A 12,772-nucleotide genomic window follows, 5' to 3' on the forward strand; every position below is an offset into this window, starting at 1 on the left:
GCTACAGGCCCATGCTGGCGCTACGCTTGCGGAAGACGACTTTCAGCTCGTTGCGCCAGTGCTCCCCCACTGCAATCAATTCCCACTCCACCTGCGGCGAGAGAAAACGCAGCACCGTCTCGTTCGCCGGATGGATGCGCAGCGCTGGAGCGATCAGCAGGAGCTTTGGCGGGCGCGGCGCAACCTCTGCTCCAGCAAAGTAGCCTTCGCGCTCGAATGCGCCTGTTTCGCGCGTGCCGCGAAGCTGCCGGTCGGCATTCAGCGCGCGCACGCGAAGCCAATAATCGAGCCCCTGCAGCGGCAGGTGCAGATCCTCATCTGCTTTGACCTCGATGATTACCAGGCGTCCCTGGCGATCGAGTGTAAGCAGATCGAGCATGCCGCGCTCGCCTGCTCCGATGGCCGGCACCTGAGAATAGAGAAACTCTCCGCGCAGGCCGGGCAACATCTCTTCGAGCGACCGGCGCAAACAGGATTCAAGCCAACGCTCCGGCTGCATTCGGAACAGCGGATCGGCGTGCTCGCCACCCGCCTGACGGCTTAAGCAAAGCGCTTCCAGCAGATTGCGGCACATCGGCTCGTTCTCAGCGGTAAGACGCGTTTCCTGGGCTCCGGCACCAAGCGTGATCTCTTCTTCGCGCTGGAAAGAATATGCTGCCGTTGCCTGACGGACGCGGGCAAACTCCAGGCCATGCAGCAGTAAAGCGACCTCGCCGGCAGAGCGCGGACGAAGCTCTACTCTCTTGCGGCCTGCGATAGGCACAAGCTGCATTACGCGCTCGATACTCGACGCAGCCTTCTCAATCGCTGCATCCACGTCAAAGGCACGCACCAGCCGCGACGCAACGTTGCCCGTATCGCGAAAGTCAATCTCGGTCAGCTCTTCGGATCTTTCATCGAGAGTAAAAAGCTGAAAATGCGCAGCAGCTTGATTGAGCCACGCCATGCGTTCTGCGGTGGTCTGCTGCGTACCGCGCGGCACAATCACTTTAAGCCCCTCGTAATGACGACTGGGACGCCTGCTGACCGAGTGTTCGCGGCAATGGCTGAGCCACAGCAGGCCAAGAGTGAGAATGCCATCGATCATCGCAGGCGACTCTTCGGAGCCAACGGCGATTACCGCCTCTGCGTGCGCACCCTTGCCGCCGCGTACCAGATGTCCTCGCACATAAGCCGGTCCGAAGCTGTGCTCGAGATCGGTCGCGGAAGTAAAGCCCTCGGGCTTTGCCTCGGGAAATCTTCTAGCCAGGACACGCTCAAGCAGGCGCTGATATTGTCGCCGTGCTGTGTCGCGCGAGGTTGGCGTTCGGCGATCCTTATTCGGAACAATCTCCAGTGAGGTTGGCTTGGGAGCGCCCATGCGGCGGGTCATCAGCCGCAGGCTGGCAGTACGATGCTGCGCTGAGAGGACTGTGCGCACCATGTTGCGCTCTTCACTCCAGAGCTGCAGGACGCAACGACCATGCGATTCCGAGACCTGACATCGAGCCAGCCGGAGGTCGAAGATCACTCGCCCATCTTCCAGTACAGCCGCTTCCAGATGTTTGGCGAGATAACTCTCGATGATCGAAACCAGTTCTTCCGCAGAAGGAGTTTCTTCAGGCTTTACCGGCATTCGCGAGCTACCACCTCATGCGCGCGCGAAGCCCGGTGATGTGCGCCGTATGATGCCGTGAATGCCAATCGTACATGGCAAGTACACGATCCAGTTCCTGATGACCGCCTTCGGGGTGTACGTAGCCACGACGAAAATCTTCTGCGCTTATGGATTTGAGCAATGTGGTCCAGCGCGCATGCAGCGCTTCGAGAAGATTGAGTGATATCTGGACCGGCAGAGACGAATCAGGAAGCGCGGCCCAGGCTGCTTCGTCATAGGGCTTGATCGTGGGCCAGTCTTCTGTCAGGAGCAGCTTCATACGCACATACGCGTTGGCATGGCGATCGGCAACATGATGGACAACCTGGCGAACCGTCCATCCCTCTTCGCGATAAGGCGTGTCCAGTTGCTCGGTGCTCAGATCTGCAACCGCTGCCGCTAGCCGCTCCGGAAGCAGACGAAGCATTTCGATGCTGGCTTCGCGGCCACGAAGGGAATAACTTGCTGGAGGCGTAAACCGGCCTACGGGAAAGCGGAGTGTTTCAAGATCAGGCTGCTGAGTCATTGCATTCACCATAACAAAGCACACCATCGTAAAACAGTTATGCCCCAAAAGCGCGAGGCTCCCAAGCATACCGCTTTGGGAGCCTCGCATTCGCTGTATCCGTGCTAAGCGATTCGCTTAGGCGGCGCGGTGATGGTGGTGACGATGGTGATGGTGGCGCTTGCCGGCCGCGAAAGCAGGGCTCGCGACAACCAGCATCAAAATTGTGGCAACGAGGAACTTCTTCATGCCATGAAGAGTAGCACGATTTTGCTGAGGAAATGTGACGGCTAACACGCTTGTAGCATGCTGCGAACGCAAGAGGAACCAAGAGCGCCAAGATACTGTCTTAAGCCACTTTAAAGGCCTGGCAGCGTATAACTAAAACGTCGGCGTCGGGCAAATAGGCCGCTAATTTCCAGAAATCGAGGCATCTTTGCATTCTTTTTTAACCAAACGGCTCTCACTCCGAGTGCTGGCATTCTTTCTATTTGTTGCCGGCATAGCTCTTCTTGCTATTCCTTCGCGCGCGGCAGATCTTGCTCTTGTTCATGCCAAAATTTACCTTTCGCCCGATGCTCCGCCGATTGAAGACGGCACCATTCTCATTCATAAAGGACGAATCCGCGCGGTAGGGCCGTCGAATCACACGAAAATTCTTCGGTTGATTCGCCGCACCACCGTTATCGACTGCCACGGCAAGGTAATTACTGCAGGATTCTGGAACAGCCATGTTCATGTCCTGACGCCGGTGCTGCTGCACTCGGAGCTGCGTTCGAACGATGTCGTCTCATCTGAACTCGACCAGATGTTCACCCGATGGGGTTTTACTACGGTCTTCGATATCGCTTCGATCCTGAACAACACCAATGCTGTTCGCCGCCGTATTGCGCGCGGCGAAGTACGCGGTCCGCGCATCCTGACTGTCGGCGATCCATTCTTTCCGAAGAATGGAACTCCTATCTATGTTCGGGATCTTTGGCGGCGTGAGAAGCTCCCTTCCGACGAAATTCAGTCGATTCCGCAGGCGGTGGCTCGCGAAAAACGTCAGTTGGCCGCTGGCGCCGACGGGGTGAAGCTGTTTACTGGAGCTAGCGAAGCCAATGGGATCGTGCCGATGCCGGTGGACGCGGCAAAAGCGCTCGTTGCAGAGGCGCATCGCGCCGGGAAGCCGGTCTTCGCGCACCCCGGCAATTCGGAAGGAATTGAAATTGCCCTCGGGAGCGGGGTCGATATCCTCGCACACACGACACCAGACGGCAGCGATTGGACACCGGAGCTCATTGCACGCCTCAAGTCCGCGCACATGGCGCTGATTCCAACGCTGACGCTGTGGGACGTAGAAGCAAAGCGGCAAAACCTGCCGGACGGAGTCCGCAAATCATTTATCGACAATGGTGTGAGACAGCTGCAGGCTTATTCGCAGGCGGGAGGTCTGGTTCTCTTCGGAACGGATGCCGGCTATATTTCCGACTACGACACCGCTGAGGAATTCCAGTTGATGGCGCAGGCGGGTTTAACCTTTCCGCAGATTCTCGCCTCGATGACTACCAATCCGGCTGGCCGTTTCGGTTATGCGCGACGCAGCGGACGTATCGCAAAAGGCATGGATGCCGATCTCGTTGTACTCGCAGCAGATCCGGCGAAGGATATTACCGCTCTCGCACGGATTGATCGTGTCGTTCGAGCAGGAAGGGTCGTTTACCCAACCTATTAGTGTCACCCTGTTCGCTTAGAAATCCTCCTCGGGCGTACACTAAAAAGTACGATGAGTGCAGCTCAGGCCCTACCTAATCCCGCCGCGAACCCTAGTCACAAACGCTATTTTTTTGAGAAGTTTGGCATAACCGAGCGGCTGTTGGAGCGCTGCCTTGGAGAAGCGCTTTCCGCAGGCGGTGATTACGCAGATCTTTACTTCGAATCCGTTACGGCTACCTCGCTCGGCGTCGATGAACAGATCGTAAAGTCCGCCTCGACAGGCACGAGTGCTGGATGCGGCATTCGTGTACTCTCTGGCGAACGCACTGGCTACGCCTATACGGACAACCTGAGCCCCGAGCGTCTGCTGCACGCGGCCAAGACCGCCGCGCTGATCGCATCAGGTCCGGCGAAGGAGCCGATTCAGGGTTTTCAGGAAAAGCCTCTGACCGATCTTTATCCGGTTCCACTTGGCGGATTCGATCTCGATCTGGCCGCTCGGCTTGATCTGATCCAGCGTGCGGATCGCGCGGCCCGCGCCTTCAGCCCACATGTGATCCAGGTGCGATCGAGCTATAGCGAAGAGCTTCGCCGCATTCTGGTCATCGGTTCCGACGGCGCATTTGCTTCCGATACCCAGCCACTCTGCCGGCTCAACGTCTTCGTTATCGCTAAGGACGAGAAAAACACCGCTCGCGGAAACTCCGGAGCAGGTGGCCGCGGCGGACTTGAACTTTTTACGGGCTCGAAAAGCCCCGAAACTCTGGCTCGCGAAGCTGCACGCGGGGCCATTCTGCAGCTTAGCGCGGTGCCTGCGCCAGCAGGTGAGATGGAAGTGGTGCTCGGTCCCGGATGGCCGGGCGTGCTGCTGCATGAGGCCGTAGGCCATGGCCTGGAAGCCGACTTCAACCGTAAGAAAACATCGGCCTTTGCCGGACTTATCGGCCAGTCCGTCGCAAGTTCCAAGGTGACAGTGATCGACAACGGAACCATGGAAGGTCGCCGCGGCTCGCTCAACGTGGATGACGAGGGATCGCCCACACAAGAAACTGTGCTTATTGAAAACGGTATCCTCAAAGGGTACCTGACAGACAAGCTTTCATCGCGGCTGATGGGTTCAGCTAATACCGGCTCGGGGCGCCGCGAAAACTACCAGTGCATCCCGATGCCGCGCATGACCAACACCTACATGCTGGCCGGTCAAGATGAGCCCGAAGACATCATCCGCAGCGTGAAGAAAGGCCTCTACGCGGTCAACTTCGGCGGCGGACAGGTGGATATCACCAACGGTAAATTCGTCTTTTCCGCTTCTGAGGCCTACCTGATCGAAGATGGCAAGATCACGGCACCGGTGAAGGATGCGACGCTGATTGGCAATGGCCCTGAAGCGCTCAAGTATGTGTCCATGGTCGGCCACGATCTGAAGCTTGATGAAGGCATCGGAACATGTGGTAAGGCCGGGCAGAGCGTGCCTGTGGGCGTCGGCATGCCGACTGTGAAGCTGGATCGCATGACGGTGGGTGGAACGGGGCGATAAATCAGCAGCTTTATGCGCTCACCAGAATTGGCCGGAGTCTTTCATACCGCCAAATCTGCGGTCTCAGTGGAATCAGAATTCGCATCTACCTCCAAACGGCTCTGTTCGCCTCCAGGAGGAAACTGCACTTATGACCGATTTTCGCGTAGCACCCGGACAGGTTCACGAAGACCAACTCACAGCCTCCATTGAGAAACATACATCTCAAATTCCATCCAGCCTTTACCTTGGAGCTGCGCTTGCGGCGATGGTAGCGTCGGCCAGTTTTCATTTGGCGAAAAAGGAGCATCCGGCACTGTTCGTCTGCCAGTGGGCCGCACCGTTTCTGCTGCTCGGTATCTATAACAAACTAGTGAAACAGCACGGTTCTGATGGAACAACGCGCGTATCAATTTAGCCGCAGACGGCCCGGCCACGTTATCGTATCCGGGCCGCCATCGCTTCACCCGCTTGATGACGCTATAATTCCGCTTCATGTTCCCGTACGACCCGCAATTGCTCGCTCTGTTACAGACACCACCCAGCACCATCCCTCAAGTGTTGGGTACCATGCAAACCATCGACTCCATTACCGTCGATGGCGATGGTCTCAAATGGTTCAACTGGCTCTATCTGCAGGTCACGCAATCTGTGGAGTCACGGGTCAGCGCTGGTGGATTCACCGATCCGGCTTTTCTTGCTGAGCTGGATGTGCAGTTTGCCCAACTCTATTTCACCGCGCTGAAAAATTTTTTATTGAATCAGCCGCTGCCTGAATGCTGGCAAGTGCTCTTTGCCAGCCGCAACGATATCAAGCTCGCGCGCATTCAGTGCGCCTTCGCCGGCGTCAATGCTCACATCAATCACGATCTTGCTTTTGCTGTTGACGCCACATGCAAGATTCGCGGCATCACACCGCAGCACGGTTCTGTTCAGTACAACGATTTCACCAATCTCAACACTACGCTCGACAGCCTGATCGACTCAGCCAAGCAAACCTTGCACCTGCGCCTGCTCGGCGACCTGCTACCGCCGGTCTCGCATGTGGAAGACACCATTGCGGGATGGAGTATGAGCGCTGCTCGAGAAAATGCCTGGAATAACTCGGAGATTCTGTGGCAATTGACAACCGTGCCCGCGCTGGCGCAGCGCTTTGGCGACGGACTCGATGGCGTTGCGACCGTTATTGGCAAAGCGTTGCTGGTACCCGCGCCGTAGGAGTTGCGCTTGTCGTGGGGCCGTCTTTGATACCGTGAAGATATGGCTGGAGCAATTGCGCCCACAATTTCCGATCTTGATTTGAAATCACTTGCCGCCGATGTTGTCTCACGCGCACTTGCGGCTGGCGCCACCGACGCTGAGGCGATGGTCAGCGAAGGCGATGAGTTCTCCGCCACCGTACGTATGGGCGAGGTGGAAACACTGCAGGAGTCCGGCTCGCGCGGCATGGGATTGCGCGTTTTCATGGGCAAGCGTTCCGCGTCATCTTCCACCAGCGATCTCACACCGGGAGGCATTGCCGATCTCATCTCTGGAGCCCTGGCACTTGCTCGCGTAACCGAAGAGGACAGCTTTGCCGGTATGCCTGAACGCGAAGAATTCGGGCAGTTGACCAGCGACCTGCACCTCTACTTCGAGGATGTGTATTCGCTGCCCGCATCGGAACGCATCGCTATGGCGCGCGAGGCCGAAGCAGCGGCGTTGGCCTTTGACCCACGGATCAAGAACTCGCAGGGCGGTTCGTTCGGCGCGGCTACTGGTCGGCGCATCCTCGCAAACTCTCGCGGCTTTCTTGGTGAGTATCGATCAAGCTATTGCGGCATTTCGACGACTCCGCTGGCCGTCGATGAGGAAGGCAAGATGCAGCGCGACTTCTGGTATTCGAGCGCGCGCCGCATCAGCGATCTCGCTTCACCTCAGTCAATCGGCCAAGAGGCGGCGCGGCGCGCATTGCGCCATCTTGGAGCGCGCCGAGTGCCGACGCAGCATGTCCCTATTGTCTTCTCGCCGGAGGTTTCGCGCACTCTGATCGGACATCTCTTTGAAGCTGCTTCAGGCGATGCTATCTGGCGGCATGCTTCTTACCTGGCAGGCAAGCTTGGCGAACAAGTTGCCGCCTCAAACATCAATATCGTCGATGACCACACGATGCTGCTTCCGACGGGCGTCGGCGGGTTTGGCACCGCGCCCTTCGATGGCGAGGGATTGCCGACTCGCCGCACTGTTGTTGTCGAAAACGGCGTGCTGCAGACCTATCTGCTCAACAGCTACAGCGCTCGCAAGCTGGGCATGAAATCAACCGGCAACGCAACGCGCGGACTCGCCGGCAGTCCGGGCATCGGCGCAGGTAATCTCTATCTTGTGCCCGGCAGTCAGACGCCGGAAGCAATCCTTGCCGATGTAAAAGAAGGTTTCTACGTGACCAGCCTGCTCGGCCAGGGAGTGAACCTCGTCACCGGCGACTACTCGCGCGGTGCATCGGGCCTGTGGATCGAGAATGGTGATCTCACTTATGCCGTCGAAGAGGTCACTATTGCCGGAAGTCTGCGCGAGATGTTGCACAACATCACGGCTATTGGCGACGATCTTATCTTTCGCGGCTCCATCGCAGCGCCTACGTTGCGTGTTGATGGCATGACCGTAGCTGGCGCGTAACGGGAGAAGTAGAATCAGCCCATGGCCAGCCTGCTGCTGACGGAAAACCTCGCCTTCGATCCAGTTCGTCCAGAAGAGGCGCTGCGTCAGCTTCCTTCGCGTAAGGCTGTCTTTGCGCTTTATGGCGAAGACGAAAAGGCAGAGCCTTACATCGGTCTCACGCCCGACCTACGCCGCCGTTTGGAACGTCTGCTGCGCCCGGCAAAGGGCCAGACCAAGCGGCTGCAGCTTGTCTCGCGTGTACGACGTATTGCGTGGCGGCTTACTGGTTCGGAGTTTGAATCACTGCTGCTACAGTTCTCACTGCTGGAGTCCGTTTACGGAGCAAAAGCTCTTGAGCGTATGCACCTGCGCCCTCCGGCTTTTGTGAAGTTTCACGGCAGCAATCGCTTCCCGCACGTTACCATCACTAACCGGCGTGGCCAGCGGGAAGGCCAATGGGCTTTTGGACCTTTCCCCTCGCGCGCTGCTGCTGAGCGTTACGCCGATGAGCTGCTGAAGCTGTTCCTTCTGCGCCGCTGTGAGGAGAATCTCGATCCCAGCCCAAGCCATCCCGGCTGCGTCTACGGTGAGATGAAAATGTGTCTCGCGCCATGCCAGGTAGCCTGCACTGACGCTCGCTACGCCGAAGAAGCAGAAGCGGTGCGCAGTTTTCTCGCAACGCGTGGCGAGAGTAGACTCGTTACGATCCAGCGGCAGCGCGATAAGGCATCAGAGGATCTCGAGTTCGAAGATGCTGCGCGGCTGCATGCGCAGGTGGAAAAGATAGAAGCGGTGCGGGCTCTCGCATCGGAACTCGTGCACCCCATGAGCGAACTGCGGGCAGCGGTATTGCAGACTTCAGCCGCGTCAGACGAGGTTTCGGTTTTCCTCTTTGAAGACGGCGTTTTTCATGGACCTGAACCATTCTCGACCATCGGCATGCGCATTCAGAATGAGCAGTCAGGCTCGAGTTCACTCTATGCGCAGCCCATGGCGGTGCAGCCTGTTCCTGAACAAGGTGCTATGACTAAAGCCTCTCGCGACGTACTCGAAGCCCGCATGGAGTCGGTACTCGATGCATTGGGCTCGGAGGATAGCACTGTGAACACAACGCTGCGGCAGGGTCATCTGGCGTTGCTGGCCCGCTGGTACTACCGTCCACAGCAGAAGCGTGCCGGGGAAATCTGTTTCGCTGATGCAGAAGGCAAATGGCCGCTACGATCGATGATGCGCAGTGTGGGTCGAGTGGCAGGCAGCAACCTGCCCAAGCCGACCCCACCTGCCAAATAACTACTTGCTCACAATCAACAGCGTCACGCCGTGCGTCAGAATCGTGTCTGTAAAGACACCGGAGCGGTGTCCGAGGTCCTTACCTTTCCACACATCGCGCACGTTGCCCCCGTTTTTGAAACCGATTTGCGCCAAATCTACCGAGATATCGCGCGTTGACCAGCTTCGATTGAACAGGCCCACAGCTACCCGCCCGCCACTCAGCGGTTTCGTCCACACATCCAAATCACCGCTCTCGTAGAGCCGGTCGCCTTGTTTCGCCAGCGGGTCCTGATCGATGGCGATTGCATCCTTGTTCATCAGGATGCTCTTGTCCATGTCACTCATTTTGCTCAGATCGTTACCGGCCAGCAGCGGTGCGGCCAGCAGTACCCACAGGCTCATGTGCGTACGGTATTCATCGGCCGTCATCTTGCCGTTGCCAACTTCGAGCATGTCCGGATCGTTCCAATGACCGGGACCTGCATATTTCGATAGACCAGCCTGGCTGAATCCGATGGCGATCATGCGCCCATACGAGTCGTCGATATCGTCAGTCGTGCGCCACATGGACGCACCGACGCCAGGTCCCCACTTCCAGGGATCATCTATTCCATACTGGCACAGGCTGTAGACAATTGGACGGCCTGTCGCCTTGAGCGCATCGCCCATCTTCTTATATGCCGCGATCATCATGCGGTTCTTGATGCCTGTGTCTTCGGGGTGTTCCTTCTGCGCCTGGATCATCAGATCCTGATAGGAGCATAGGTCGTACTTCAGGAAGTCCACACCCCACTCGGCGTAGGTCTTCGCGTCCTGCGCCTCGTGATCGATGCTGCCCGCATAGCCGCCGCAAGTTTTCGGACCAGGCGAAGAATAGATGCCGAACTTCAGGCCTTTCGAATGGATGTAGTCACCCAGCGCTTTCATGTCGGGAAAGCGGTCATTGGGATGGATCACGCCCTGCGCGTCACGGGTGCCCTGCCAGGTGTCATCAACGTTTACATAGACGTAGCCGGCGTCGCGCATCCCGGTTGAGACGAGCATGTCTGCGGCCGAGCGCACGTCCGCATCGGTCACGTGACCGGCAAAGTGGTTCCAGCTATTCCAGCCCATGGGCGGCAACGGAGCAGCTTTCTCCTGGGCCCAAAGGGCGGTAGAAGCAACAAAGGCGAGACAGGCAATCCGAACCACGGCACGCATCAGACAGACTCCAATGTAAGCGTTTGCAAAGCGGGCACCAGAATAGCGCGTCACGCCATCAATAGTCGATCCGGTTCAATCGCCGCCGAAATTTCGCAGATACAGGAAAATGCAATCCGCAGACCAAATGGAGGATATTAAGCCTTTTCTGCCGGTGTGAGAGCATGATCCGCTCTCACCGCTTCACCGTTCCACACCCGCTTTGAAGTCCACGGCATCGATTCCGCGGCCCAGAAAGGATCGTTTGCATTCAGCCCCAGCGGCAGCCATGCGGCCGAGCAGAGATAGCAGCTTCCCGTTGAGATGTAGCTCTCAGCAATCGACGGCTGATGCCCGGAGAAGCCGATTTGCAGCCAGCCATTCTCATCGAACGTTCCCGGAGCCTCAGCCATCCGCCGCATCACCGCCGTCAGCACGCTTCTTACTTGCGCCGGATGGACACCTTCCGGCAGATTCTTTCGCAGCGCCATATCGGCCAGCAGATGAAACGCTCCAAACCGATAGCCGAGTGAGCGGCCGATCGGAGGAAACGACGCATCGGGTGCAATCATCCGCTCCTGAATTGCCGCATACCGCCCGGCGCGCTCCAAGGCTGGCTTTCTGAATCGGTCCCAGGATGGCGATGTTTTTGATACCGTATCGAGAACCGCCAGCAGCATTGGATGTATTACGAAGCTGTTGTAGTAGTCCCAGTGAAATTCCGGCCCGTCGCCGTAAACTCCATCGCCCTTGTACCAGCTATCGAGGCTGCGCACGGCGTAATCCACGCGCATCGGATCCCACCAGACGCCCATCATCGAAAGTGCGGCCTCAATTGTCGCCGGAAACAGGAGCCAATTGCTGTATCCGGGCTGGATTACACGCGTCGATTCGAGCGCGGCAACCAGGTTGCGCTGCGTCGTTGCATCGAGCTTCTTCCACAGCTCCGTAGGCGCGCGCAGTATCGCCAGAGCCAGAAATGCGGCATCGACAACCGGCTGGCCTCCTTTGTTGAAGTTCATGAAATCCGGCGACTTTGGATCCGTGCCAGCTTGAATCCCGGCCCGTGCCCACTCAGCATATTGATTGCGCAGCTTACCTTCTTCGCCCCCGACTGATCCCGACTCCAGCCAGGGAGCCATCCCTGCCAGCAGACGTCCCATTGCTTCTAGATGTGAGTACTGGCGCCGGTCCTGCTCGAATCCCGGAGCCGCTTCTACCGGCATCTGCTCCTTGAGACGACGCTCGCTAAGCGCATGCAGTACCGGCCCGCCCACCCGGCTCATGAGCGATATCCAGTACTGGTGGTCATCTGAACCGGTGACGCCTGAAACCTCCGCGATCGTCTGCGGAGGCAGAGGCGCCAGCGCAGGCAACGCTGCCGCTGCCATTGCCGCGTTTTTCAGCAACTTCCTCCGAGAAATGGACCCGGTTTCCGTCGTGCTTCTCATCATTCCCGTCGCCATTGTATGCCGCAGGGCATCTTAAGCTTGGGCAGGCTTGCAAAGCCTTTCATCAACATCGCTCCAACAAGCCCTGCGATACACTTTCATCGAAGAGGAATTTCATCGTGACCGGTATGGTTGAACTGCTGCCCTCGATTCTTTCCGCTGATTTTGCCCGCCTTGCCGACGAAGTAGCAGCGGCTGAGCGTGGCGGCGGCACCGTCATCCACGTCGATGTCATGGATGGGCACTTTGTCCCCAACATCACCCTCGGCCCCCCAGTGGTCAAGAGCCTGCGCAAGGCTACAAATCTGCCGCTTGACTGCCATCTGATGATCGAGAACGCCAACGAATATATCCCTGCATTTGCCGACGCCGGCGCCAATTGGATCGGCGTCCATTACGAGGCCTGCCCGCATCTGCACCGCACCATCGAGCTGATTCTTAACCACGGCCTGAAACCCGGCGTTGTCATCAATCCGGCAACCCGCGTTGAGGTTCTGCTGGAAATTCTGCCGATGCTGCACCACGTGCTCGTCATGAGCGTGAATCCTGGCTTTGGCGGACAGAAATTTATCGACTTTTCGCTCAACAAGATCCGTCGCCTCGCCGAAATCAGGGAGGAGTTGGGCCTGCGGTTTAGAATTGAAGTGGATGGCGGCGTGGCTCACGATACCATTGCTCAAGTCGTCCAAGCAGGTGCGGAGCTGTTGGTTGCCGGGAATGCAGTCTTCGGCAGCGGCAAAGCCGAACAAAATGCGCGCGAGCTGCTGGCTGCCGCCAAAGCGGCGGCAGGTATCGCGGTTTAGGGAAGTAGCACTGATTCCCTCGCGGGTTTGGGTGGGCCTTCGGTTAAAATTTTCTCGGAAAGCAGCGCGGCAGCA

Annotated in this window: 11 protein-coding genes; 7 read left to right on the plus strand and 4 right to left on the minus strand. The window is 57.9% G+C overall.

Translation table 11 applies throughout. From position 1 onward, the window contains the following. Position 1: 1 nt before the first annotated feature. Both OHL22_RS10195 and OHL22_RS10200 read right to left on the minus strand, forming a co-directional pair. Complete coding sequence (locus OHL22_RS10195; protein ID WP_263336458.1) at positions 2-1,615, minus strand: hypothetical protein; 1,614 nt, start codon at positions 1,613-1,615, stop codon at positions 2-4. A 7-nt stretch (positions 1,616-1,622) separates the two neighbouring features. Beyond that, the gene (locus tag OHL22_RS10200) at positions 1,623-2,162 is read right to left on the minus strand and encodes a YfiT family bacillithiol transferase (RefSeq protein WP_263336460.1); all 540 of its coding nucleotides are present in this window, start codon (positions 2,160-2,162) and stop codon (positions 1,623-1,625) included. 415 nt (positions 2,163-2,577) lie between these two features. On the opposite strand from OHL22_RS10200, the gene OHL22_RS10205 reads away from it, so the two are divergent. The 6 genes from OHL22_RS10205 (at position 2,578) to OHL22_RS10230 (ending at position 9,282) form a co-directional block, all read left to right on the plus strand. Then, positions 2,578-3,858: an amidohydrolase family protein gene (locus tag OHL22_RS10205; RefSeq protein ID WP_263336462.1), complete on the plus strand. Its 1,281-nt coding sequence runs from the start codon at positions 2,578-2,580 to the stop codon at positions 3,856-3,858. A 51-nt stretch (positions 3,859-3,909) separates the two neighbouring features. After that, on the plus strand, positions 3,910-5,376 hold the full coding sequence (gene tldD, locus OHL22_RS10210; protein WP_263336467.1) for a metalloprotease TldD: 1,467 nt from the start codon (positions 3,910-3,912) through the stop codon (positions 5,374-5,376). 130 nt (positions 5,377-5,506) lie between these two features. Continuing rightward, on the plus strand, positions 5,507-5,773 hold the full coding sequence (locus OHL22_RS10215) for a hypothetical protein (RefSeq protein ID WP_263336471.1): 267 nt from the start codon (positions 5,507-5,509) through the stop codon (positions 5,771-5,773). 77 nt (positions 5,774-5,850) lie between these two features. Beyond that, entirely contained in the window at positions 5,851-6,573 is a 723-nt protein-coding gene (locus OHL22_RS10220) for a DUF5995 family protein (protein ID WP_263336474.1), read from the plus strand. A 42-nt stretch (positions 6,574-6,615) separates the two neighbouring features. Next, on the plus strand, positions 6,616-8,010 hold the full coding sequence (locus OHL22_RS10225; RefSeq protein ID WP_263336476.1) for a TldD/PmbA family protein: 1,395 nt from the start codon (positions 6,616-6,618) through the stop codon (positions 8,008-8,010). A gap of 21 nt (positions 8,011-8,031) precedes the next feature. Beyond that, the gene (locus OHL22_RS10230; protein WP_263336478.1) at positions 8,032-9,282 is read left to right on the plus strand and encodes a UvrB/UvrC motif-containing protein; all 1,251 of its coding nucleotides are present in this window, start codon (positions 8,032-8,034) and stop codon (positions 9,280-9,282) included. On the opposite strand, the gene OHL22_RS10235 is transcribed toward OHL22_RS10230, so the two are convergent. Together OHL22_RS10235 and OHL22_RS10240 are read right to left on the minus strand one after the other, a co-directional pair. Beyond that, complete coding sequence (locus OHL22_RS10235) at positions 9,283-10,464, minus strand: glycoside hydrolase family 27 protein (protein ID WP_263336481.1); 1,182 nt, start codon at positions 10,462-10,464, stop codon at positions 9,283-9,285. A 137-nt stretch (positions 10,465-10,601) separates the two neighbouring features. Then, on the minus strand, positions 10,602-11,909 hold the full coding sequence (locus tag OHL22_RS10240; RefSeq protein WP_317890893.1) for a DUF2264 domain-containing protein: 1,308 nt from the start codon (positions 11,907-11,909) through the stop codon (positions 10,602-10,604). A 113-nt stretch (positions 11,910-12,022) separates the two neighbouring features. On the opposite strand from OHL22_RS10240, the gene rpe reads away from it, so the two are divergent. Next, positions 12,023-12,697 carry a ribulose-phosphate 3-epimerase gene (rpe, locus tag OHL22_RS10245; RefSeq protein ID WP_263336887.1) on the plus strand — a complete coding sequence of 225 codons (675 nt, stop codon included), beginning with the start codon at positions 12,023-12,025 and terminating at the stop codon, positions 12,695-12,697. Positions 12,698-12,772 lie beyond the last annotated feature (75 nt).

The organism is Acidicapsa dinghuensis, from assembly GCF_025685685.1.
Lineage (GTDB): Bacteria > Acidobacteriota > Terriglobia > Terriglobales > Acidobacteriaceae > Acidicapsa > Acidicapsa dinghuensis.

Coding starts and splice junctions, on each gene's coding strand:
- tldD (WP_263336467.1), top strand. CDS start 3,910: ATGAGTGCAGCTCAGGCCCTACCTAATCCCGCCGCGAACCCTAGTCAC.
- OHL22_RS10235 (WP_263336481.1), bottom strand. CDS start 10,464: ATGCGTGCCGTGGTTCGGATTGCCTGTCTCGCCTTTGTTGCTTCTACC.
- OHL22_RS10230 (WP_263336478.1), top strand. CDS start 8,032: ATGGCCAGCCTGCTGCTGACGGAAAACCTCGCCTTCGATCCAGTTCGT.
- OHL22_RS10215 (WP_263336471.1), top strand. CDS start 5,507: ATGACCGATTTTCGCGTAGCACCCGGACAGGTTCACGAAGACCAACTC.
- OHL22_RS10240 (WP_317890893.1), bottom strand. CDS start 11,909: ATGGCGACGGGAATGATGAGAAGCACGACGGAAACCGGGTCCATTTCT.
- OHL22_RS10220 (WP_263336474.1), top strand. CDS start 5,851: ATGTTCCCGTACGACCCGCAATTGCTCGCTCTGTTACAGACACCACCC.
- rpe (WP_263336887.1), top strand. CDS start 12,023: ATGGTTGAACTGCTGCCCTCGATTCTTTCCGCTGATTTTGCCCGCCTT.
- OHL22_RS10200 (WP_263336460.1), bottom strand. CDS start 2,162: ATGACTCAGCAGCCTGATCTTGAAACACTCCGCTTTCCCGTAGGCCGG.
- OHL22_RS10195 (WP_263336458.1), bottom strand. CDS start 1,615: ATGCCGGTAAAGCCTGAAGAAACTCCTTCTGCGGAAGAACTGGTTTCG.
- OHL22_RS10225 (WP_263336476.1), top strand. CDS start 6,616: ATGGCTGGAGCAATTGCGCCCACAATTTCCGATCTTGATTTGAAATCA.